Raw genomic sequence first — 22,905 nt, 5'->3', positions numbered from 1 at the left:
CTCCCCCTCAAGGGGAGAGATCGGTATGGGGCAGGCCGCTTACCTCCCATCTGCCCCCCTGAGGGGGAGATGTCACGACGTGACAGAGGGGGGTGAACCCCGCGTGTTGCCATTTTGCAGGAGCATCCCATGCTGACAGTCGAAAACGTCAATCTCCATTACGGCGCCGCGCAGGCGCTGAGGGGTGTCTCGATCAAGGCCGAGATGGGCAAGATCACCTGCGTGCTGGGGCGCAACGGGGTCGGCAAGTCGTCGCTGCTTCGGGCCGTCACCGGCCAGCATGCGATCTCGGCCGGGACGATCACCTTCGGCGACACCAAGCTCAACGGCATGGCGCCGTTCAACCGCGCCAAGCAGGGCATCGGCTATGTGCCGCAGGGCCGGGAGATTTTCCCGCTGTTGACCGTCAGGGAAAACCTTGAGACCGGCTTTGCGCCGGTGGCGCGCAAGGACCGGTTCATTCCCGACGACATCTTCAGCCTGTTTCCTGTCTTGCAGACCATGCTGTCGCGGCGCGGCGGCGATCTGTCGGGCGGCCAGCAGCAGCAGCTGGCGATCGGCCGGGCCATGGTGACGCGGCCAAAGATCCTTGTTCTCGACGAGCCGACCGAAGGCATCCAGCCGTCGATCATCAAGGATATCGGCCGGGCGATCCGTTATTTGCGGGATTCCACGGGGATGGCCATTCTGCTGGTCGAGCAATATCTCGACTTCTGCCGGGAGCTGGCCGACCATGTCTATATCATGGATCGCGGCGAGATCGTCCACCAGGGAGCGGCCGAGACGCTCGACACGCCGGAGGCGCGCCGACACCTGACCGTGTGATTTCTGCAGGGCAGGGTTGATGATTTATTAGGAATAAGCGGTTGATGCTGGTGCGCAGTATGCTATTTTTACCGCAACTGCTAACGGAAGGCGTCTCATGACCAACAAAGCACTTTCCCGCCGTTTTCGGCTGGAGACGATGCTTCGCGCGTTTGCGACCGGAGCTCTTTTTCTCTCAGGCCTGGCCAGCACGGCCCATGCCGCAGGCTGCGGAACAACGGTTCGCTCCGGACAACAGGAGCTGATCATCCAGTCCGGTGGACTGGAACGCCGGGCGATCGTTTTTGTTCCGGCAAATTACACCGCCAAGAAAAAAGTCGCCGTGGTGTTCGACCTGCATGGCAGCAACAGCTATCCGAAGGATCAGCTGGCGCGCAGCCGTTGGGACGATGTCGCCAAACGCGAGGGCTTTCTGGTGGTGGCGCCGCAGGGCGGCCTTGATGGCAAGCTGGCCGGCACCCATGCCTGGAACGTGCCGGGCGTGACGGCCGGTGATGGTCCGGACGATGCCGGCTTCCTGAAGGATGCGGTGGAAACCGTGAAAACCAAGTTCTGCGTCGATGCCGAGCGGATCTATGCGTCCGGTTATTCCGGCGGCGGGCGCATGCTGTCGCAGTATATCTGCAACGGCAATGGCGATTTTGCTGCGGCCGGTTTCGTGATGAGCCTGCGTGCCGGCTATCCACGACAGAAGGATGGCGTCTGGCTTCCCGACAATACCAGTTGCGCGCCGCCGAAGCCGGTGTCGATCATCGCCTTCTGGGGCCTGAAGGACAATACCAACCCGTTTGCCGGTGGCGGCAGCCCCTATTGGCAATATAGCGGCGAGACGGCGCTGAAGCGCTGGGCGGAGCTCGATGGTTGCGAAGGCGACATGAAGGTGGCCTCAGGCGAGCGCATTTCCTACATGTCCTTCGACAAGTGCAAGGGCGGGGCGCGCATCCTGTCCTATACGATTGCCGATGGCAGCCATGCCTGGCCGTCGCAGACGGTCGGCTTCTCGCTGGCATCGGCTGCAGACAAGGTGTCGGAAGAGGTTGATGCGGCGACCAGAATGTGGAACTTCTTCGATGACAGCCAGGGCAAGCTGATTGCCGATGTTCGGGCCAAGAGCGATTGCCCGGACGATGCCATTGCCGCTATCTCCAAGGCGGATGCGAAGGGAAAGACGTGCAGCCAGCCGGGCAAGCCAGACAGCAACGCGCATACGGCAGCGGACGCCTTGTAGCCAAGGCGTTCGAGGGGCGTACGCGCCTTGTCGAATTCTACCAGGAAGGGGCGGGCAAGATCCGCCTGCCCCAGACCTTCACCTCCGAAATGGAAGCCGTGCTGATCAATACGGCCGGCGGTTTGACTGGCGGCGATCAACTGACGTGGTCGCTGACCGCCGGCGCGGATACGTTCCTGACCGCCACCACGCAAGCCTGCGAAAAAATCTACAAGGCCTCGTTCGGCACTGCCGAGATCGCCACGACCATCTCGGTCGGCGAGGGCGCCCGCTTCGACTGGCTGCCCCAGGAGAGCATCCTGTTCGACAATGCCTCGCTGACGCGCCGGCTTGAGGTGGATCTCGCCCCTGACGCCGAGTTCCTGGCCGTCGAGGCGGTGCTGCTCGGCCGCAAGGCGATGGGCGAGGCCATGCGGCAAGGGCAGATGCGCGATCGCTGGCGGATTCGCCGCAGCGGCCGGCTGATCCATGCCGAAGACCTCAACCTTGACGGCGATATTGCGAGGCTCACCGCCGAAACGCCGGTGCTGGGCGGGCAGGTGGCCTTTGCCACGGCGCTTTATACCGGCGCAAAAGCCGAGGCGCTGCTGCCGCAGGTGCGCGAGGCGTTGGGCAGCGCCTGCGGCGGCGCCAGCCAGTGGCAGGACAAGCTGGTGGTCCGTCTGACGGCCGATGATGGCTTTGCCTTGAGAAAAATCCTGATCCCGGTCATTTCGGTCTTGCGCGGCGGCGCATCTGTGCCGAAAGTCTGGAATCTCTGACACCGGCCCAGCATAGCGGAGCAACCATGAATCTCAGCCCCCGAGAAAAAGACAAATTGTTGATCGCCATGGCGGCCATGGTGGCGCGGCGCCGGCTGGAGCGCGGCGTCAAGCTCAACTATCCGGAAGCGATCGCGCTGATTTCCGATTTCGTCGTCGAAGGGGCGCGCGACGGTCGGGCTGTTGCCGACCTGATGGAGGCGGGCGCCCATGTCATCACCCGCGGCCAGGTGATGGAGGGCATCGCCGAGATGATCCATGACGTGCAGGTGGAAGCCACCTTCCCGGACGGCACCAAGCTGGTGACCGTGCACGAACCGATCCGCTGAGGGGAATACGATCATGGCCCTGGAGCTGCGTCCGAACTGCGAATGCTGCGACCGCGATCTGCCGCCGGACAGCGTCGACGCGATGATCTGCAGTTTTGAGTGCACCTATTGTGCCGACTGCGCTGGCGGGGTGCTGGCCGGCCTCTGCCCGAATTGCGGCGGTGAATTGGTGCGCCGACCAATCCGACCGGCCGGAAAACTCGTAAACAATCCGCCGTCCACACAACGGGTCCTGAAGGCCGAGGGCTGTGTCGGCTCCAAGGCCGCCTGAAATTGCCGCTAGTGTACCGACCAGATAAGTCCGGCCGTGCATGTTTTCACCCTCGACGAGGTGATCGAGGGAGTATTCAATCTGATCCAGGATGTTCAGTCTAGGTATCGTTTTCAAACTGTACAAAGCTTGAGGCCGGCTACGAAACGATCCGCTGAGGGGTGCGAAATGTTTGGATTTTTCAAGAACGCCGTGCTTCGGGAAAATGCCAGACTGATGAGCCAAAACTGGAGCGCGTCTAGTTATGTCGCCGCGTTTGAGCCGGACCTCGCAGCTTCTGCTCAAGCTCAGATAACGGCACTTCAGACAATATGGAATCCTTTGATGCCCTTACCGCCTGAGGTGGTCCGTAGTCTGCTCTACACAAATAAACGGCTTCGGCGCGCCTATGATCGAACTCCTGGTCGGCATTCGAAAAAGTTCGACGATGCATTCCGACCTATACTAGGCTGGGATAGTCATTATCGTGATCTTGGAATTAAGTAAGACTTCAGCGCCTGCTTTGAATGAACCTATGAACAACGAATGGAGGATTAGTCCATGATCCCAGGCGAAGTGATTGCCGCCAAAGGCGAGATCGAACTCAATGTCGGCCAGCCGACCCTCACCATCGAGGTGTCGAATACTGGCGATCGGCCGGTGCAGGTCGGCAGCCATTACCATTTCTACGAGACCAATGCCGGCCTCGAGTTCGAGCGCGACAAGGTGCGTGGCATGCGGCTCGATATTCCGGCCGGCACGGCGGTGCGTTTCGAGCCCGGCCAGACCCGCCAGGTGACGCTGATCCCGCTGGCGGGCAAGCGCGAAGTCTACGGCTTTCGCCAGAAGGTGATGGGCAAGCTGTGAGCGGCCCGATCTGGGGAGGGGGCTGCTTATGAAATCCGCGCTGTTTCTCATGCTCTGCGGCTGCGTGCTGCTGGTCGACGCGCCTGCCTCGGGCGAGGACGAGGTCGACTGCGCCAATGCCATGACGCAGTTCGATATGAATGCCTGCGCCCAAAAAGACTACGAGGCAGCCGATGCGCGGCTCAATGCGCAGTGGAAGCTGACCAAGACGGCGATGGCCGACGTCGACAGCGGGCTCGACGAGGCCCTCAAGGGGGCGTCCAAGGCGCTGCTCGACGGGCAGCGGGCCTGGATCGCCTATCGCGATGCGCAATGCACGCTGGCCGGTTTCGAAGCGCGCGGCGGCAGCATGGAGCCGATGCTGGTGTCGGGCTGTCTGGCTGAACTCACCGATGCGCGCACCAAGGAGCTGAAGGCGCTGGCCGACGGTCTGGGGAACTGACGGTTGGCAAGCCTTGCGCGGCAGATCATGATCGTCGGCAATGGACCGGTCCCGGAGGGTGCCGATGCCGTGATCGATGCAGCCGATTTTGTCATCCGGTTCAACGATTGTCGCAGTTTTGGGCGCGCCGGTCAGCGCACCGATGTGATCGCGGTCTGCAATACCGGCCGGCCGGCCCGCAACATGATCGGGTCTGAGACCTGGCGCGACAGTGCGCCGGTCGTTGCCTGTTCGCAGATCTGGTCGGTGCGCGATCCGGAAAAGTTTGAGGAGATGCGCCGGCCTCTCGTCCTCAGCCATCCCGAGCTCGACGATTTCTGCGACGACTATACCGAGGCCTTCCGGACCTTTGCCGAAGGTCAGGGAAAGGTGCATGAGGTGATCGACCGACGGGTCCACGAGGCCATGGACGCGGCCCTGTCCGCCCATCAGCCGCCGCCTTATGTCGTGCCGAGCAGCGGCATGGTGGTGATCGGCGCGTTGCTGGACAATCCGGCCTATGGGCAGGACGCCATCTCGATTGCCGGTTTCAGCCATGAGGGCTGGGACGGCCATCCCTTTGCCGCGGAAAAGCGGCTGGTGGAGGCCTATGTGGCGCAGGGATCGCTGCACAGGCTCGGGTAGACGCTGAAGGTTGGTTGCTTGGATGGGTAGGGCTCTTGTGATAAAGTAGGGCGATCGCTAAAAAGCAGGAAATGTTCTCATGGGTCGGTACGAAGCCAAGACGTCCCGCAAAGGTCAGGCCACCATTCCGGTGGAAATCCGTAACCTGATCGGCCTTGAGCCCGGCGGTTCCCTTCAGTTCATCGTGTCGCCCGAAGGTCAGGTCAGCGTTGTCGCCAAGAAGAGCGGTTTGCGGCATCTGAAAGGCCTGTTCGGGCCGCAGGCAGCGCCGGTGGATGTGGAGGCTGCCGTATCGGAGACGATCGAACGGCGAACCGATCCACAATCCGGGGGTGTCGATCCTTGATCGGGCTCGATACCAATGTACTGGTGCGCTACATTCTCGACGACGACCCGGTCTGGTCGCCGATCGCCACCGATTTCATCGATACGAAACTGTCGCCACAGCGTCCGGGCTACATCAACCCTATCACGCTGGTCGAACTGGTGTGGACCATTCGACGTTTGCCGCAGTTTGATCGCGAAAAGCTCGCCTTTCTGATTGAAAATCTGCTGCTTGCCGATACGATTGTGGTGGGTGAGGCCGATGCCGTTTCCCGCGCTCTTGCAGCGTATAAAAGCGGAAGCGCCGGTTTTGCCGACTATCTGATTGCCGAACTAAACGAAGCGGCCGGTGCATCCTCGACGGTGACGATCGATCGAAAAGCCGGAAAAAGCCTGCCCTTTACTCCCCTCTCCCAAGGAGCCTGACCGTATGCCCTACAAGATGTCCCGCGCCGCCTATGCCTCGATGTTCGGACCGACCACCGGCGACCGGGTGCGGCTTGCCGATACGGAATTGTTCATCGAAGTGGAGAAGGATTTCACCACCTATGGCGACGAGGTGAAGTTTGGCGGCGGCAAGGTCATTCGCGACGGCATGGGCCAGAGCCAGGTGACGCGGGCCACTGGTGCGGTCGACACCGTCATCACCAATGCGCTGATCGTCGACCACTGGGGGATCGTCAAGGCCGATGTCGGTCTGAGGAACGGTCGCATCCATGGGATCGGCAAGGCGGGCAATCCCGATACCCAGCCGAATGTGACGATCATTGTCGGCCCGTCGACCGAGGTGATAGCCGGCGAAGGCAAGATCCTGACGGCGGGCGGCATGGATGCCCATATCCACTTCATCTGCCCGCAGCAGATCGAGGAAGCGCTGATGTCCGGCATGACCACCATGCTGGGCGGCGGCTCCGGCCCGGCCCACGGCACGCTGGCCACCACCTGCACCGGCGCCTGGCATATCGAGCGCATGATCGAGAGTTTTGATGCCTTCCCGATGAATCTCGCCCTGGCCGGCAAGGGCAACGCCTCGCTGCCGGCGCCGCTGGAGGAAATGATTCTCGCCGGCGCCTCCAGCCTGAAACTGCACGAGGACTGGGGCACGACGCCGGCCGCCATCGATTGCTGCCTCTCGGTCGCCGATCAGTACGACGTGCAGGTGATGATCCATACCGATACGCTGAACGAGAGCGGCTTCGTCGAAGACACGATCGACGCCATCAAGGGCCGCACCATCCATGCCTTTCACACAGAGGGGGCGGGCGGTGGCCATGCGCCCGACATCATCAAGATCTGCGGCCAGACGAATGTCATCCCGTCGTCGACCAATCCGACCCGGCCCTACACGGTCAACACCATTGCCGAACATCTCGACATGCTGATGGTCTGCCATCACCTGTCCTCATCGATCCCGGAAGACATCGCCTTTGCCGAAAGCCGCATCCGCAAGGAAACCATCGCGGCGGAAGACATCCTGCACGATATCGGCGCGTTTTCGATCATCTCGTCGGACAGCCAGGCCATGGGCCGCGTCGGCGAAGTGGCGATCCGCACCTGGCAGACCGCCGATAAGATGAAGCGCCAGCGCGGCCGCCTGACCCAGGAAGTGGGTGACAACGACAATTTCCGGGTCAAGCGCTATATCGCCAAATACACGATCAACCCGGCCATCGCACAGGGGCTGTCCCATGAGATCGGCTCGATCGAGATCGGCAAGCGCGCCGACCTGGTGCTTTGGGACCCGGCCTTTTTTGGCGTCAAGCCGAGCATGGTGCTGCTCGGCGGCATGATCGCCGCGGCGCCGATGGGCGATCCGAACGCCTCCATTCCGACGCCGCAGCCGATGCATTACCGGCCGATGTTCGGCGCCTATGGCAAGGCGCGCACCAGTTCCTCGGTGACCTTCGTCAGCCAGGCCTCGCTCGATGCCGGTCTTGCCGCACGTCTCGGCGTTGCCAAGCAATTGCTGGCGGTCAAGAACACCCGCGGCGGCATTTCCAAGAAGTCGATGATTCATAACGATCTGACGCCGGAGATCGAGGTGGATCCGGAAACCTACGAGGTGCGGGCCGACGGGGAATTGCTGACCTGCGAACCGGCGACCGTGTTGCCGATGGCGCAGCGCTATTTCCTGTTCTAGGCGGCGGGTGCCGAGACGTTTAGCGGGCCTGTTGTTAAAGCCGGTGCGCAGTCTGCTGGCCGTTCTGCTCAGCTTGCTGGCTCTGGCAGGGGCGGGCACGCTCGTTCCGCGGCCGCTATGGTCGGCGGGCCACCCTGGGTCGGCCGAGGCGGCGGCGCGGCGCATTCTGGTGCTGAGCAACCCGATCCATACGGATATCGCCATTCCGCTCGATGACGAGACGCGACGCCGTTTTGCTTTTCTGGACGAGAGCGGCATGCCGCTGTCCCATCCGGAGGCCCGCTGGTTGGTCTTGGGCTGGGGCGGACGGGCCTTCTATACGCAAACCCCGACCTGGGCGGATCTGAAGCCTCTGCCGCTTTTGAAGGGGCTGACGCTGGACCGCTCGGTCATGCATGTCGATGTGGCCGGGGATATCGTGGAACCCTCCGAAGGCATCATTGGTTTCGACGTCGATGCGGAGCGCTATCAGGCCTTGTTGGCCTTCATCGCGGCCAGTTTCCGCGGCGAGGGGGACCGGGTCGACGTGATCCCGGGTGCCGGTTATGGGGCGAACGACCGGTTCTTTGAAGCCGATGGCTGGTTCAGTGCTCTGCTTGGCTGCAACACCTGGACGGCGGCGGCTCTGCGGGCGGCGGGTATGCGCACCGGCTGGTGGAACCCCCTGCCGGTAACGCTGACCACGTCCCTGGCCCTGTTCAACTGAGCAGGCATCCGTGCATGGCCTCTCGCCAGGCATGCGTCGTCTGCAAGGCTGCCATGCGCGGGCTTTTGTTCCATGGTTTGATGCTGCGCCGCAGCAGGATTTCGGCTACACCAAAATCTTCCTCTTTCGCCGCCCCGCGTCCTCCCAAGACGCTGGGCGTTGCGGCCCTGAATTTAAGGAGATTTGTTTATGTTGATCGGCAAGAAAGTCCCGTTCGTTACCTTCCGCACGCGTATTCGCGACGAGGCGGTTGGCGGCCCGAATCCCTTCCGTTGGGAAGACAAGACCTCCGACGATTATTTTGCCGGCAAGCGCGTCGTGCTGTTTTCGCTGCCGGGCGCCTTTACCCCGACCTGCTCGACCTTCCAGCTGCCGGACTTCGAGAAGATGTACGAGCAGTTCAAGGCCGAGGGCATCGACGAGATCTATTGCATCTCCGTCAACGACGCCTTCGTCATGAATGCCTGGGGCAAGTCGCAGAGCCTCGATCACGTCAAGCTGATCCCGGACGGTTCTGGCGAATTCACCCGCAAGATGGGCATGCTGGTCTCCAAGGACAATCTCGGCTTCGGCATGCGCTCCTGGCGCTACGCTGCCGTCATCAACGACGGTCTGGTCGAGCAGTGGTTCGAGGAAGAAGGCTATTCCGACAATTGCGACAGCGATCCCTATGGCGTGTCGTCGCCGCAGAACATCCTGGAGAAACTCAAGGAAAAGAAGGCGGCCTGATCCCGCCCTTTTTCCTGTTCGACCTGAAAAACCCGGCCGCGCGCCGGGTTTTTTTATTCGCGATTGCCGGACCGGCGAATTGGGGCTGCCGGATCTGCAAGGTCCCGCAGCCGTGGCGCCCCCGATTGGCGGATGCTGTGACGTTGAGGGACGATTTCAGGCTTGAAACGAAGAAATTGTCGTATTCCGGTTGTTGCCGTTACAGTTGCGCAAATAGGCACAAGTGTTAACGGACGATGCCCGAAAGTGGGACAATATTGTGCCGGGGCCTGAACAATAGGACTACACCCGCAGGTTGATAATTGACAGGTGGCAATTCTGCGGCAAGCGAATATTTTCGGTTGCTTCTATGCTTTGGTGCAAAGTTTCTTCCTATTCTGATGCTTTGTCACCGAGATGGGCCGTTGCTGGATACAATCTGCGATGGCGCGCCGTTCCGTTTCTGTGGACAATTCAGATATTTTGAGCTTTGTCGGCATTTTATCGATTGTTTTAGGACTACGCCAATAAAAGCCTCCTATTCGATGAGGGAAGGAACGAGGAGCGACAAGATGCATTTGTTCAAAAACTGGATATTGCTTCAAGTCGATCTTGGGAGCTTTACGAGGAAGGGCGCGGTCTATGAATTTGCGCTGAAAATGGCGTTAAGAGCCATTCTTCTGTCTTTTATACTCAATCTCATTGTGTTGCCGATCTGTCATTCGTTGGGTCTCGTGCCGATGGCGCTCGGCGATGCGATCCGCCTCAGCGTCGTCATGTCCTGGCTGGTTGTGGGTGGGACGTCCGGAGCGCTCGGTATCCTGACCGGTCACATGATCCGGCACTTGTCGCTCTCCAAAGCTGAATTCGAGCATCTGAGCCGGACCGACATGCTGTCCGGTCTTCACAACCGGCGGGCTTTTTCCGACTTTCTCGACAAGACCGTCGGTCCGGCTTCCCTGGCGATCCTTGATCTCGACCGCTTCAAATCCATCAATGACGGCTATGGCCATTGCGCCGGTGATGCGGTCATTCAAGGCGTGTCTGGCATTCTGCGCGAGGTGTTCGGCGAACGTCACGTAACGGCCCGGCTCGGGGGCGAGGAGTTCGGCGTGATCATCCATGGCGGCACACCGGAAAGCCGCCTGGCGATGGTGGAAGAGGTGCGGGCGGCGATTGCCGGTCGGATCATGACGCTGGACGGTGCGGTGATCTCGACGACCATCTCGGCCGGTGTTGCCGAGATCCGCAGCGGCCGGCGCATCGAGGCGATCTATTCCTCAGCCGACCGGGCACTGTATCTGGCCAAGGCCGGCGGGCGCAATCGGGTGGTCCATGAAGACGACGGCGTCGCCCTGTTTGAAACACCCCTGAAGGAAGCCGCGGGCGGCTTCTAAGAATTTTGGGCGGCGATAGCAGCAAACTTCCTGTTGCAGGCTGGCGCTTTATTTTGCATGGTTCTGCTCTGCCAATTCGGAGTGCAAATGCAGCGCGTTACCTCCTATCTCACCGCCGGAACGTCCGGCGAATGTCCTGTCGCCACCGTCATCCTTGCCCATGACGAGCGTCATCTGCGGCGCAAGCTGCTGCATCTCGACAATGGCGACATGGTCATGCTCGATCTGAAGGAGCCGGTGCTGTTTGCCCATGGCGATCGGCTGGTGCTTGAGAATGGCGATCTGGTCGAAATCCATGCGGCGGACGAACGCCTTCTGTCGGTCTTGCCGCGCGATCCCCTGCATCTGGTCGAGCTTGCCTGGCATCTGGGCAATCGTCATCTGCCGGCGCAGGTCGAAACGGACCGTATCCTGATCCAGCGCGACCACGTCATTGCCGCCATGCTGAAAGGTCTTGGTGCCGAGGTGCGCGAGGTGATCGAGCCGTTCCAGCCGATGCGCGGTGCCTATCACACGCCAGGCCATGGTCATTCGCACGGGCACGGCGCGAAGACCGAGCACGATCCTGCGGCCGTGCATGCCCCCGACGCGGATTGACGTCGCTATGACCAAGGCGACCGACATGCGCAGCCTGCTGCGGCTGATGGCCTGGCTGTCGCCGGCCTTTCCGGTTGGCGCCTTTGCCTATTCCGGGGGGCTGGAACGGGCGGTGGCCGATGGGTTGCTGGCCGGTGAGCATGGCCTGTCCGACTGGATCGCAGCAGTGGTCGACCATGGTTCGGCCTGGAACGATGCCGTGCTGCTGAACGAGGCGCTGAGCGCCCATGCGGATGCCGGTCGGCTTCATGCCGTGGCCGAACTTGCCGAGGCGCTGGCCGGATCGCGCGAGCGGCATGCCGAAACCATGGCGCTGGGCAATGCCTTTGTGGAGGCGGCCGGGGCTTGGCCGGCGGACGTGGTTGGCCTGCTGCCGCAGACCGTTGCCTATCCCGTGGCGGTCGGCGCCGTCGCCGGGGCTCATGGCATTGCGGCCGGCCAGGCGATCGGCGCCTATCTGCATGCGGCCGTCTCGCAACTGGTCTCGGCCGGTATCCGGCTTGGCGTGGCGGGTCAGCGGCAGGGGGTGGCTGTTGTGGCGGAGCTCGAGCCGCTGCTGGAGGCGGTGGCGCAGCGTGGGGCGGCCTCGACGCTTGACGATCTCGGCAGCGCCACCATCCGGGCGGATATCGCGTCGCTTGCCCATGAAATTCAAGGAACGCGGCTGTTCCGCTCGTAGGCGGTCGGGCGGCCTCGGTCCTGCCGACAATGAGGGCTGCCAAGGCGGCCGTTCCATAAAGGATAGAGATGATGAAATCGGCGAATGGCCCTTTACGCGTCGGGATCGGCGGACCGGTCGGCTCCGGCAAGACGGCACTGACGGAAAAGCTCTGCAAGGCGATGCGCGACGACTATTCGGTCGCCGTTGTGACCAATGACATCTATACCCGCGAGGATGCCGAGGCGCTGGTGCGCATGCAGGCGCTGTCGTCCGACCGGGTGGTCGGGGTGGAAACCGGAGGCTGTCCCCATACGGCGATCCGCGAGGACGCGACGATCAATCTGCAGGCGATCGCCGACCTTTCCCGGCGTTTCACCGACCTCGACATCGTCTTCATCGAGTCGGGCGGCGACAATCTGGCCGCGACCTTTTCGCCGGATCTGGCGGATCTGACGATCTATGTCATATCGGTCTGTCAGGGAGAGGAAATCCCGCGCAAGGGCGGTCCGGGCATTACCCGATCCGACCTGCTGGTGATCAACAAGAAGGACCTGGCGCCCTATGTCGAGGTCGATCTCGATGTCATGGAGCGGGATGCGCATCGCATGCGCGACGGCAAGCCCTTCCTGTTTTCCGACATGAAGCGAGGCGCCGGCGTCGAGGAGATCGTGCGGTTTCTGAAAGACACCGGCGGCCTCTGACGGGAGAGGCCGGCCGACCTGCGAGACAATCAGATCTGCTTCAGGGCGCTGATATCGCTGATCTGGATGATCCGGCCACGCACCGTGACACCAGCCCGGCGCAGGGCCGAGAAGGCGCGGGACAGGGCTTCCGGCGCCAGACCCAGCTTGCCGGCCAAAAGGCTTTTCTGGAAGGGCAGGCGGATGGAGGCAGAGGCGCTGTCGCGCGGGCAATTGTCGAGCAGGTATTGGGCGACGCGCTGCGGTGCTGTCTGCAGCCGGTCATTGGCGATGCAGTCCATGGTGCTGCGCAGATAGTTCGACAGGCACTGGATGATGGCTTTCGCCACGTCCTTTTCCTGCTCGGCGATGGTGCGAACCTTCTGCAGTTCAAACCGCGCCACCGTGGCATTCTCGGCGGCCTGGCTGTTGTAATAATAGGTATCGCCCACCGAAAGCAGGCATTCGGCAAAGGTGTCGCCGGGGCCGCAGATGCGGATATCGGCTTCGCGGCCGTCCTTGTTCAGCCGATAGAGCCGGACATAGCCGCTGAGAACACAATAGAAATACTCGGCCGCCTCGCCGTCGCGAAACAGCAGGTCGCGCGCCTCGTAACTGGTCACGGTCGCGATGTCGATCATGCGCGCCAAAGCGTTCGGACCGAGCGACGCCATCAGCGGCGTCTTGAGCAGGATATTTCTATCGCGTGTGTTCAATTTCAAAACCTTGTTCACGGCTTCCCGGCTCCTTCAAGCGGCGCTGCCAAGAGCGCCATGCCTTTCCCAACGACCCGCAAAATTCAACTGGGAAATATCAGCGACACGCGCCACGATCACGCTTGGTTCTCACGATCGAAAGACTGATGGCGCGGACGTCTTCCCTTTGGCAATCGCCGCGTATGGGCTGGTCACGCATTCCTCAACAGCCCGTAGAATAGGGCAGTCAAAATGGCGGCGGGTTGATTTCGATCAATAGAACCGAGACGTCGCGCCGCATTTTTGAAGAACAACGGAGAGCGACATGGCAAAGGCGGCCGGATCGAGCCCGTCCGGCTTGCCGAAACCGTCATTGCGACGCATTCTGCAGATCGACCGACCGCGACTGGACCATGGAGGCACAACAGACATTGACGATCCACATCGAGATCGAGACAGCGCCAGATGAAGACGTGCAACGGCTCATCGACGAGGGGCTCGATATCTTCAATACTGAGCGGGCCGGGCCTGACAATGCCGAGGATTTATGGGTCATCGCCCGTGGCAGCGACGGCAGCGTTTGCGGCGGCCTCAAAGGCCGGACATACTATGGATGGCTGTTCATTGACTGGCTCTGGGTGTCCCCCTCGGCACGCGGCCATGGCACCGGCCGGCACCTGATGACCAAGGCCGAAGATGCGGCGCGCGGGCGCGGCTGCCTGGGTGCCTATGTTGATACGTTCAGCTTCCAGGCGCCGGATTTCTACCGCCGCAACGGCTACGAGGAATTCGGCCGGATCGACGGACTTCCGCCGGGCCATGCCTGCATATGGCTGAAGAAGACATTTTAAAGACGGGCTAGAGGGGCGCCGGTCTCTCAAGGTCATCCGAGATTATGTGAAATAGGAATTCTGAAAGCGACAGATGCGGATAGTGCTTACGGGTAGTTCTGGACGGGTCGGCCGCGCAATTTTCAGCGCCCTGGTTGACAAATACGAGGTCGTCGGAATCGACCGCTCGCCTTTCTCAACCACACATCTTGTCGGGGATTTCGCCGATGCAATGCTTTTGCATTCTGCTTTTGAGGGCGCGGATGCCGTGATCCATGTGGCTGCGCTTCACGCTCCTCATGTTGGCACAATTCCAGATGAGGAGTTTCAGCGCATCAATGTGGAAGGAACGCGTCTGGTCGCAGAGGCGGCGATTGCCACAGGCGTGAGACGGCTGATCTTCACCAGCACGACAGCCTTGTATGGCTACGCCGTTTCTCCCTCCTCATGCACATGGATCGACGAAGAGACGCAGCCGAAACCCAAGAGCATCTATCACCGGACGAAGCTCGACGCTGAGCGCGTTCTGGAAGACATGGCCGGCCCGGAATTGGCCGTGCGTGTCCTGCGCATGTCGCGGAGCTTTCCCGAGCCAGCCGATATAATGGCGGGGTACAGGCTGCATCGCGGCATTGATATTCGCGACGTTGCCGACGCTCATGTATCAGCGCTCACGAATGAGGGAGCGAATTTCCAGCGCTATATCGTTTCGGCCGCCAGTCCGTTCACGATGCAGGACTGTGAAGACCTCGCGACTGACGCAGCGTCTGTCATAAAGCTAAGGGCTCCGGCCCTTGCTGCCGAATTTGACCGGAGGGGATGGAGCCTGCCCAAATCCATCGATCGCGTATATCATTCGGCGCGGGCAAAGCATGGACTTGGGTGGCAGCCACGCTTCGGCTTTGACGAAGTCGTGGCGCAGATGGACCGGCGGAGTCTGGACGTGTTGCCTCCCGGTTCCGACATCAGCAGGCAATCCGAGTAGATTTTGCGAACCTCCCATGTCTGACGCCAGATCAGCCGTCGCCGGATAACCGAGGGCGTTTCCGTCGCAAAATCAGGCTATACTATTTCGTGTTCTGCGACGGATCGCTGCCACGGAAGGCAATCCGAATTTAGCTTGAGAGCCGGGCTGGACCCGGCTCCTGTGTCGTCTCTCTCGGCCTTTGCCTCTGCGCCGTCACTCGGCGGCCAGCGGCGGACGTGGAACGATGCGGATCGGTTCCTGGGCGCGGCGGGCGGCGTCCTGGCGTTTTTCCATGGTCGTCAGGCGCTCTTCCATCGAGGTCAGGGCCTGGCGGTTGGATTTCGCCAGTTCCGTCAGCACCTCCGGTGCCAGGGCTTCCGGTTCCTGCTCCTTCTTGCCGACCATGCGGCTGAACAGCCAGCCGAGCAGGCGGGACAGGTCGTCCATGATCAGGAAGAAGGCCGGAACGACCAGCAGGCTCATTACCGTCGAGACGATGATGCCGCCGATCACGGCGATCGCCATCGGGGCGCGGAACGAGCCGCCTTCGCCGACGCCGAGCGCCGAGGGCAGCATGCCGGCCGACATGGCGATCGAGGTCATGATGATCGGCCGGGCGCGCATGCGGCCGGCTTCCACCATGGCTTCGACGCGGTGCAGGCCCTTGTGGCGCATCTCGATGGCGAAATCGACCAGCAGGATGGCGTTCTTGGTGACGATGCCCATCAGCATCAGGATCCCGATCAGCACGGGCATCGACAGGGCGTTGCCGGTGATGATCAGGGCCGCTGCCACGCCGCCGATCGCCAGCGGCAAGGACAGAAGGATGGTCAACGGCTGGATGACGTCCTTGAACAGCAGGATCAGCACGGTCAGCACCAGCAGCAGGCCGAGCAGCATGGCGTTGAGGAAGCTCTGCTGCATCTCGTTCTGCACTTTGGTGTCGCCGCTTTCAGCCAGCCGCACGCCGGCCGGAAGGCCGGCCTGATCGACCGTCTGGCGGAAGGCTGCCGAGGCCGTGTCGAGGGCGACGCCCTGTGGCAGGTCGGCGCCGATGGTGACGACCCGGTTGCGGTTGTTGCGCTTGATCGAGCTGACGCCTTCCGAATAGTCGATATCGGCGACGCTCGACAGGGGAACCGCAGCACCCGTCGCGGTCGTGATTTTCAGCGCCCGGATGGCCGCCAGATCGCTGCGCAGGTCCAGCGAGGCCTGCACGCGGATCGGGATCAGGCGGCTGTCGAGCGAGATCTTCGACAGAGCGGCGTCGATGTCGCCAATCGTGGCGACGCGCACCGTTTCGGCGATCTGGCTCGGAGTGATGCCGAGACGGGCTGCCTCGTCCTTGCGCGGCCGGATCTGCAGTTCGGGGCGGGGCAGGGCACCTTCGGCGCTGACATTGGCCAGAACCGGCACGGTGCGCAGTTTTGCTTCCAGCACGCCGACGGCGTCGTTCAACTCGTCCTCGTTCTTGGAGAGGAAGTTGAAGGCAAGGTCGCGCTCGCCGCGGTCATTGAGCTTCAGCACGCGGATGTCGGCGATCGGCCGCAGCTTCTGGAAGACTTCCAGCTCGATATCCCATTGCGGGCGCTTCCGGCCTTCGACATGCATTTTCGGCATGTACTGGCCGATCACCGGCAGGCCGCCGAGGCCCTTGTTGACCAGCGTCTTCAGCAGCGAATGCTCGATCTTGGCCAGGTTGAGCGTGACGCTTGCCCGGCGCAGTTCCAGATCGCCCTTCGGCGAGGCGCCGCCGAGGATGAAGACGCTTTCGACGCCGTCGAGATCCTTGACGGCGGCATAGATTTCGTCGGTCTTGCGTTCAGTCTCGGCCAGCGTCGCATTCGGCGGCAATTCGACCGACAGCGAAACGCGACCGGCGTCTTCCGGCGGCAGGAAGCTGCCGGGCACCTGCGCCAACAGCATCATCGATCCGATCAGGAAGGCGAAGGCGCCGATCAGCGTCGCATAGCGCATATACCATTTGGTCGTGGTGGTGCGTACCAGCCGTGTATAGGCCTTCATGAACAGGCTGTCATTGTCGTGATGGTCGTCTATCCCGTCTTCGGCGCGCATCAGATAGGCGGCCATCAGCGGCGTGATGAGGCGCGCCACCATCAGCGAGAAGAACACCGAGAAGGCGACCGTCAGGCCGAACTGGATGAAGTACTGGCCGGGAATGCCGGGCATGAAGGACACCGGCACGAAGACGGCGATGATGGTGAAGGTCGTGGCGATGACCGCCAGGCCGATTTCGTCGGCGGCCTCGATGGCGGCGCGATAGGGCGATTTGCCCATCTTGATATGGCGGGCGATGTTCTCGATCTCGACGATGGCGTCGTCGACGAGAATACCGGTTGCCAGGGTCAGCGCCAGGAAGCTGACGAGATTGAGCGAGAAGTCCATCATGTCCATGATCCAGAAGGTCGGGATCGCGGACAAAGGCAGGGCGACGGCGGAAATCAGCGTGGCGCGCCAGTTGCGCAGGAACAGGAAGACGACGATGACGGCCAGGATCGCGCCTTCCAGCAGCGTATGCATGGCGGCTTCGTAATTGCCGTAGGTGAAGTAGACGGAATCGTTGATCAGCTCGATGTCGACATCGGGATTGTCGGCGCGGACCTGCTTGAGGCTGGCGCCGACCGTTTCGGCGACGCTGACCTCGCTGGCCCCTTTGGCGCGGAACACGGCAAATGTGACGACCGGCGCGCCATTGTAGCGCGAGAAGGATTTCTGTTCCTCATAGGTGTCTTCGACCGTGCCGAGATCCGACAGCTTGACGAAGCGTCCGCCGGACAGCGCAATGGTCGTGTCGGCGAGTTGCGACACATCGCGGGCATCGCCCAGCGTGCGGATTGCCTGTTCGGCACCGGCCACCTGGCCGCGACCGGACCCGACATCGAGATTGGTGGTGCGCATCTGGCTGTTGACGTCGGCGGCCGTGATGCCATAGGCGTTCAGCCGGTCGGAATCGAGTTCGACGCGGACTTCGCGGTCGGCGCCGCCGTAGCGGTCGATGCGGCCGATGCCGGCCTGGCCCTGCAAAGCGCGCTTGACGGTATCGTCGACGAACCAGGACAGCTCTTCGAGCGTCATGTTGGGGGAGGAGACCGCAAAGGTCTGGATCGCCTGGCCTTCGACATCAACCTTGGAGACGATCGGCTCGTCGACCGAGGCGGGCAGGTCGCCACGGATCTCGTCGATGGCGTCCTTGACGTCCTGGACGGCCTGTTCGGTCGGGATTTCCATGCGGAACATCACGACCGTCTGGGACTGGCCATCGGTCACCGTCGAAGACAGTTCGTCGACGCCGGTGATGCTGGCGACGGCGTCCTCGATCTCCTTGGTCACCTGCATTTCCAGCTCGGCCGGCGAGGCGCCGCTCTGGGTCACGGTGATGGCGACGAGCGGCACGTCGATATTCGGGAAGCGGGTGATCGGCAGCGCCAGGAAGGCCTGCGTGCCGACGACCATCAGCAGGAAGAAGGCGAGCAGCGGCGCAATGGGATTGCGGATGGACCAGGCTGAGAAATTCATCGCGGCGTCCTTCTCAATTCGACATCGCCGCCGGGTCGCGGACAGGGTTGATATGGTCGCCATCACGCACGAAGGCGCCGGCCTTGGCCACGACCTCGTCTTGGCCGCCGATGCCGCTGGTGACCTGGATATAGGCGCCGTCCTGAATGCCGGTGTCGATCTTGACCTGCTTGACGATACCGTCGTTGACGAGGCGCACCGTGGAGCCGTCCTTGTCGGTGTTGACCGCCGATAGCGGCAGGGCAATGCCCTCCTGGCTCTCGATAACGATCTCGGCGCTGCCATACATGCCGGCGCGGGCGCGCTGGTCATCGTCGATGGCAATGTGCACGGCGGCAAGCCTGGTCGTCGCGTCGACGGTCGGCGAAATCAGCCGGACGGATCCGCTGAGGGCCTGGCTCGCGCCCGCCACCTTGACGATCGCCTTCTGGCCGACCGTGATGCGCAGCATGTCGGTTTCCGAAATGTCGGCGACCAATTCGATCTCGCCATCGCGGATAATCGTGAACAGCGGTTGGCTGGCGCCGGCGGCAATCGCGCCGATCTTGGCATTGCGCGAGGCGACGAGGCCGCCATAGGGGGCCTTGACATCGGTGCGGGCCAGGTTGAGATCGACATCGGCGATCTGGCTTTCGACCACCCTGACGTCGGCTTCGCCGACGGTCACGGCCTGCTCGGCCGCATTGAGGCGGGCCACAGCCACGTCGGCGGTCGCCTGGGCCTGTTCGACCTGCGAAATGGACGTCGTGCCATTGCTGCCAAGCTTCTTGGTGCGGTCGCGCTGGCGGATGGCGTCGTCGAGATTGGCCTTTGCCTCGATCAATTGTGCCTGGTACTGCGCAACGCCGGCTTCGGCCTTCGCCTTGTTTGCCTCGTATTGGCTCTTCTGCAGCAGCAGCGCATCGACATTGAGGGTTGCCAGAATACCATCGGCTTCGACACGGTCGCCGATATCCGCCGCCAGCGACTTGATCGACAGACCGTCGACCAGCGGCTGGACGTAGATTTCCTCGACAGCCTTGATCGTGCCGGTCGCCACGATGCGGTCGACCAATTGCCGGGTCTCGGGCTGGGTCACGACAATCGACGGCAGCTTGGGTGCTGGCGGCGCTGCCGCCGGTTCCTGCGCGAGGCCGTGTATGGGCGTGAACAGGACGCCGATCGTCATCAGCGCGGCTGCGGTCTTGTGCAGATCTCGAACCATGGGCCCCTTCCGAAATTTCGGATAAATTGTAATAAACTATAACTATACGGATGCGCAGGATGTAATCCTGTAGTTCCTCTCCAACCGTGCAACGTAACGCGGTGTTGCGTTGCTCCTCCATCCCCGGCGGTTCTGCTTAGTCGATTCCGTGTCCTAAAGTGGGGCCGGGCGATACACTTACAAGGCCCATGCTTCAGGATTCCGTTCGTACAATTTTAAGCCGCCGCGCCGCACAAATCAATCATACATGGGCGCGGATTCATGTTGTTTTCTAGCAGAACAAACAGCTACCGGCTGTTCTATAGAAAAGGCGCGCGAACAACAGCCCGCGCGCCTCAGTTTTTCAAATAAAAGCTTAAGCGACCCTTATTTCAGGGCGGCGTCGGTGATCTCGGTGGTGAAGGCGCCGGTCGGTTCCTTGCTGATGACCGGATCCGATCCGCCGCCAAGCAGGGTCTTGACCGTGCGGTCGTAGTCGGCCTTGTCGAGGGCGCCGTTGGAGCCGGCGGTCAGCTTGGCCACTTCGCCCATCATGCGCTTCTGGTGCTGTTCGGTCTGGGCGCCGGAGGCATCGTTTTCGAGGACGATGTCGGCGGCGTCATCCGGATTTTCCTCGGCCCATTTCCAGCCCTTCATCGAGGCGCGGACGAACTTGACCATCTTTTCCTTGAAAGCCGGATCGGCAAGCTTGTCTTCCAGCGCGTAGAGGCCGTCTTCGAGCGTGGCGACGCCTTCATCCTCGTATTTGAAGGTGACCAGTTCCTCCGGCTTGATGCCGGCGTCGATGACCTGCCAGTATTCGTTATAGGTCATGGTCGAGATGCAGGCCGCCTGCTTCTGCAGCAGCGGATCGACGTTGAAGCCCTGCTTGAGCACGGTCACGCCACCTTCGGAACCGTCGGTCTTGATGCCGAGCGTCGCCATCCAGGACAGGAACGGATATTCGTTGCCGAAGAACCAGACGCCCAGCGTCTTGCCCTTGAAGTCTTCCGGCTTGGTGATGCCGGTTTCCTTCAGGCAGGTCAGCATCATGCCGGACGACTTGAACGGCTGGGCGATGTTGACGAGCGGCACGCCCTTTTCGCGGGTGGCAAGCGCTGACGGCATCCAGTCGACGATCACGTCGGCGCCGCCGCCGGCCAGGACCTGGGCCGGTGCGATATCCGGTCCGCCCGGCTTGATCTCGACATCGAGGCCTTCAGCCTCGTAAAAACCCTTGTCCTTGGCGGCATAATAACCGGCGAACTGCGCCTGGGTCACCCATTTCAGCTGCAGCGTCACCTTGTCGGCAGCGGCCGCCTGCATCGCCATCAGCGAGACGGCGCTGGCCAGCAGCACTGTTGCAATCCTGGTTTTCATTGTCTTCGTTCCCTCTTCTTGTTTATGCCTGCCCACCACGGACAGACGGATGCCAGAACGTAACGGCGCGCTCGGCGAGCGCCACCACGCCATAGAAGACCGAGCCGGCGAGTGCGGCAACCGCAATCTCGGCCCAGACCATGTCGACATTGCTGCGCCCCACTTCCGTGGAAATCCGGAACCCCATGCCGACGATCGGGGTGCCGAAGAATTCTGCCACGATGGCGCCGATCAGCGCCAGCGTCGAATTGATCTTCAGGGCGTTGAAGATGAAAGGCCATGCGGCGGGCAGCCTGAGCTTGACCAGCGTCTGCCACCAGGAGGCCGCATAGGTGCGCATCAGGTCGCGCTCCATGGGGCTGGCGGCGGCTAACCCCTGCACGGTGTTCACCAGCATGGGGAAGAAGGTCATGATGACCACCACGGCGACCTTGGATGGCCAGTCGAAGCCGAACCACATCACCATGATCGGCGCCACGCCGACGACGGGCAGGGCGGAGACGAAATTTCCGATCGGCAGCAGGCCCTTCTGCAGGAAGGGCGAGCGGTCGATCAGGATGGCGGCGATGAAGCCGAGCCCGCAGCCGGCGACATAGCCGGTCAGCACCGATTTCAAGAAAGTCTGCTGAAAATCGGCCCAGAGGATCGGCAGCGAATGGATCAGCCGGATCCAGATCATCGACGGCGCCGGCAGAAGGATGGCGGGGATGGCAAAGCCGCGTACCGCGCATTCCCAGATCACCAGCAGGGTCACGCCGAACAGCACCGGCACGGCGATATTGACCGCCCGTTGGGTCGGGGCATGGGCGAAACGCTGGCGCACCAGCCATTCGTTGAGCGCCCAGGCTGCTCCCCAGAAGACAAGCGCAAAGATGAGATACGCGCCGGTCATGGCTTCATCCCCATGCGCCTGAGGACGGAGGTATGGGCAAGACCGACGATCGAGACCAGCACGGCGGCAAGGCCGGCGGCCATGAACAGGGCTGCCCAGATCTGGATGGTCTGGCCGTAATAGGAGCCGGACAGCAGGCGCGCGCCGAGACCGGCGACCGCGCCGGTCGGCAATTCGCCGACGATGGCGCCGACCAGCGAAATGGCGATCGCTACCTTCAGCGAGGTGAAGAGATAGGGTATCGAGGCCGGCCAGCGCAGCTTCCAGAAGGTCTGGGCGGGGCTGGCATTATAGGTGTGCATCAGGTCGATGAAGATGGTGTCGGGGCTTCTGAGCCCCTTCACCATGCCGACGACGATCGGGAAGAAGGACAGGTAGGTCGAGATCAGCGCCTTCGGCATGATGCCTGATATGCCGATGGCGTTGAGCACGACGATGATCATCGGCGCGATGGCGAGAATCGGGATGGTCTGGCTGGCGATCACCCAGGGCATCAGCGAGCGGTCCATGGCGCGGTTGTGGACAATGCCGATGGCGAGAACAATGCCGAGCACGGTGCCCATGGCAAAGCCGGCCAGCGTCGCCGACAGGGTGATCCAGGCGTGGTAGACGAGGCTGCGCTTGGACGTCACCGCCTTGTTGACGGTGGTGTCCCAGAGTTCGACGGCGATCTGGTGCGGGGCGGGCAGGACCGGGCGCTCCTGGACAAAGGTGCGCTCGACCAGCTGGGCAAAGCTGATGGTCTCCTTGGCGCGCGCCGCCTGATCGCGCACGAAGGGCGCATTCAGGGAGATGACGCAAAGATGCCAGATCACCAGGATCGCCAGGATGACGGTGAGGATCGGCAGGATGCGGTCGCGGAATAGGCTTGGCTTTGTCATG

General features: G+C 62.0%; 25 protein-coding genes. 19 read left to right on the top strand and 6 right to left on the bottom strand.

All coding sequences use genetic code 11. The annotated features are described in order from the left end of the window. Nucleotides 1–129: 129 nt before the first annotated feature. From urtE to ureG, 17 genes are all read left to right on the top strand, one after another. Nucleotides 130–825: an urea ABC transporter ATP-binding subunit UrtE gene (gene urtE, locus HGO38_RS06975; RefSeq protein WP_250955169.1), complete on the top strand. Its 696-nt coding sequence runs from the start codon at nucleotides 130–132 to the stop codon at nucleotides 823–825. A 97-nt stretch (nucleotides 826–922) separates the two neighbouring features. Next, the gene (locus tag HGO38_RS06970; protein WP_250955168.1) at nucleotides 923–2,053 is read left to right on the top strand and encodes a CE1 family esterase; all 1,131 of its coding nucleotides are present in this window, start codon (nucleotides 923–925) and stop codon (nucleotides 2,051–2,053) included. Further along, entirely contained in the window at nucleotides 1,996–2,814 is an 819-nt protein-coding gene (locus tag HGO38_RS06965; protein WP_250955167.1) for an urease accessory protein UreD, read from the top strand. Before HGO38_RS06970 ends, HGO38_RS06965 begins: the two co-directional genes overlap by 58 nt. A 26-nt stretch (nucleotides 2,815–2,840) precedes the next feature. Continuing rightward, nucleotides 2,841–3,143 carry an urease subunit gamma gene (locus HGO38_RS06960; RefSeq protein ID WP_250955166.1) on the top strand — a complete coding sequence of 101 codons (303 nt, stop codon included), beginning with the start codon at nucleotides 2,841–2,843 and terminating at the stop codon, nucleotides 3,141–3,143. Between the two features lie 13 nt (nucleotides 3,144–3,156). Continuing rightward, entirely contained in the window at nucleotides 3,157–3,414 is a 258-nt protein-coding gene (locus HGO38_RS06955) for a DUF1272 domain-containing protein (RefSeq protein ID WP_250955165.1), read from the top strand. 540 nt (nucleotides 3,415–3,954) lie between these two features. Further along, on the top strand, nucleotides 3,955–4,260 hold the full coding sequence (locus HGO38_RS06950) for an urease subunit beta (protein ID WP_250955164.1): 306 nt from the start codon (nucleotides 3,955–3,957) through the stop codon (nucleotides 4,258–4,260). A 28-nt stretch (nucleotides 4,261–4,288) separates the two neighbouring features. After that, nucleotides 4,289–4,702 carry a lysozyme inhibitor LprI family protein gene (locus HGO38_RS06945; RefSeq protein ID WP_250955163.1) on the top strand — a complete coding sequence of 138 codons (414 nt, stop codon included), beginning with the start codon at nucleotides 4,289–4,291 and terminating at the stop codon, nucleotides 4,700–4,702. 27 nt (nucleotides 4,703–4,729) lie between these two features. After that, complete coding sequence (locus HGO38_RS06940) at nucleotides 4,730–5,326, top strand: Urease operon accessory protein (protein WP_250955362.1); 597 nt, start codon at nucleotides 4,730–4,732, stop codon at nucleotides 5,324–5,326. Nucleotides 5,327–5,405: 79 nt separating this feature from the next. Continuing rightward, on the top strand, nucleotides 5,406–5,672 hold the full coding sequence (locus tag HGO38_RS06935) for an AbrB/MazE/SpoVT family DNA-binding domain-containing protein (protein ID WP_250955162.1): 267 nt from the start codon (nucleotides 5,406–5,408) through the stop codon (nucleotides 5,670–5,672). Further along, nucleotides 5,669–6,076: a type II toxin-antitoxin system VapC family toxin gene (locus HGO38_RS06930; RefSeq protein ID WP_250955161.1), complete on the top strand. Its 408-nt coding sequence runs from the start codon at nucleotides 5,669–5,671 to the stop codon at nucleotides 6,074–6,076. Before HGO38_RS06935 ends, HGO38_RS06930 begins: the two co-directional genes overlap by 4 nt. Nucleotides 6,077–6,080: 4 nt before the next feature. Beyond that, entirely contained in the window at nucleotides 6,081–7,790 is a 1,710-nt protein-coding gene (gene ureC, locus HGO38_RS06925; RefSeq protein ID WP_250955160.1) for an urease subunit alpha, read from the top strand. Nucleotides 7,791–7,821: 31 nt separating this feature from the next. Further along, nucleotides 7,822–8,496 carry a TIGR02117 family protein gene (locus HGO38_RS06920; RefSeq protein WP_250955159.1) on the top strand — a complete coding sequence of 225 codons (675 nt, stop codon included), beginning with the start codon at nucleotides 7,822–7,824 and terminating at the stop codon, nucleotides 8,494–8,496. A 192-nt stretch (nucleotides 8,497–8,688) separates the two neighbouring features. Further along, on the top strand, nucleotides 8,689–9,225 hold the full coding sequence (locus HGO38_RS06915) for a peroxiredoxin (RefSeq protein ID WP_250955361.1): 537 nt from the start codon (nucleotides 8,689–8,691) through the stop codon (nucleotides 9,223–9,225). A 551-nt stretch (nucleotides 9,226–9,776) separates the two neighbouring features. Further along, nucleotides 9,777–10,601, top strand: a complete 825-nt coding sequence (locus tag HGO38_RS06910; protein ID WP_250955158.1) for a GGDEF domain-containing protein — start codon at nucleotides 9,777–9,779, stop codon at nucleotides 10,599–10,601. Nucleotides 10,602–10,688: 87 nt separating this feature from the next. Further along, entirely contained in the window at nucleotides 10,689–11,198 is a 510-nt protein-coding gene (ureE, locus tag HGO38_RS06905) for an urease accessory protein UreE (protein WP_250955157.1), read from the top strand. Nucleotides 11,199–11,205: 7 nt separating this feature from the next. After that, a complete protein-coding gene (locus tag HGO38_RS06900; protein WP_250955156.1) occupies nucleotides 11,206–11,877 on the top strand; it encodes an urease accessory protein UreF in 672 nt (223 codons plus the stop codon). A gap of 71 nt (nucleotides 11,878–11,948) precedes the next feature. Continuing rightward, on the top strand, nucleotides 11,949–12,560 hold the full coding sequence (gene ureG, locus HGO38_RS06895; protein WP_250955155.1) for an urease accessory protein UreG: 612 nt from the start codon (nucleotides 11,949–11,951) through the stop codon (nucleotides 12,558–12,560). A 29-nt stretch (nucleotides 12,561–12,589) separates the two neighbouring features. Here ureG and HGO38_RS06890 read toward each other — a convergent pair whose 3' ends face one another. Beyond that, on the bottom strand, nucleotides 12,590–13,273 hold the full coding sequence (locus tag HGO38_RS06890) for a Crp/Fnr family transcriptional regulator (protein WP_502941506.1): 684 nt from the start codon (nucleotides 13,271–13,273) through the stop codon (nucleotides 12,590–12,592). 392 nt (nucleotides 13,274–13,665) lie between these two features. Here HGO38_RS06890 and HGO38_RS06885 point away from each other — a divergent pair, with 392 nt between their 5' ends. Together HGO38_RS06885 and HGO38_RS06880 are read left to right on the top strand one after the other, a co-directional pair. After that, on the top strand, nucleotides 13,666–14,085 hold the full coding sequence (locus HGO38_RS06885) for a GNAT family N-acetyltransferase (protein WP_250955154.1): 420 nt from the start codon (nucleotides 13,666–13,668) through the stop codon (nucleotides 14,083–14,085). 73 nt (nucleotides 14,086–14,158) lie between these two features. Continuing rightward, nucleotides 14,159–15,049, top strand: coding sequence for an NAD-dependent epimerase/dehydratase family protein (locus tag HGO38_RS06880; RefSeq protein ID WP_250955153.1), 891 nt, complete (start codon nucleotides 14,159–14,161; stop codon nucleotides 15,047–15,049). Nucleotides 15,050–15,244: 195 nt separating this feature from the next. On the opposite strand, the gene HGO38_RS06875 is transcribed toward HGO38_RS06880, so the two are convergent. The 5 genes from HGO38_RS06875 to HGO38_RS06855 form a co-directional block, all read right to left on the bottom strand. Beyond that, nucleotides 15,245–18,568, bottom strand: a complete 3,324-nt coding sequence (locus tag HGO38_RS06875) for an efflux RND transporter permease subunit (protein WP_250955152.1) — start codon at nucleotides 18,566–18,568, stop codon at nucleotides 15,245–15,247. Nucleotides 18,569–18,581: 13 nt separating this feature from the next. Continuing rightward, nucleotides 18,582–19,772 carry an efflux RND transporter periplasmic adaptor subunit gene (locus HGO38_RS06870; RefSeq protein ID WP_250955151.1) on the bottom strand — a complete coding sequence of 397 codons (1,191 nt, stop codon included), beginning with the start codon at nucleotides 19,770–19,772 and terminating at the stop codon, nucleotides 18,582–18,584. A gap of 366 nt (nucleotides 19,773–20,138) precedes the next feature. Further along, the gene (locus tag HGO38_RS06865) at nucleotides 20,139–21,131 is read right to left on the bottom strand and encodes an ABC transporter substrate-binding protein (protein WP_250955150.1); all 993 of its coding nucleotides are present in this window, start codon (nucleotides 21,129–21,131) and stop codon (nucleotides 20,139–20,141) included. A gap of 22 nt (nucleotides 21,132–21,153) precedes the next feature. Continuing rightward, nucleotides 21,154–22,023 (bottom strand): ABC transporter permease, encoded by an 870-nt coding sequence (locus HGO38_RS06860; protein WP_250955149.1) that lies wholly within the window; start codon nucleotides 22,021–22,023, stop codon nucleotides 21,154–21,156. Further along, a complete protein-coding gene (locus HGO38_RS06855) occupies nucleotides 22,020–22,904 on the bottom strand; it encodes an ABC transporter permease (protein WP_250955148.1) in 885 nt (294 codons plus the stop codon). Before HGO38_RS06855 ends, HGO38_RS06860 begins: the two co-directional genes overlap by 4 nt. Between the last annotated feature and the right edge of the window lies 1 nt (nucleotide 22,905).

The sequence above is a fragment of the Rhizobium sp. CG5 genome (genome assembly GCF_023701945.1).
GTDB lineage: Bacteria > Pseudomonadota > Alphaproteobacteria > Rhizobiales > Rhizobiaceae > Allorhizobium.
This window is presented reverse-complemented; position numbering and strand designations above follow the sequence as displayed.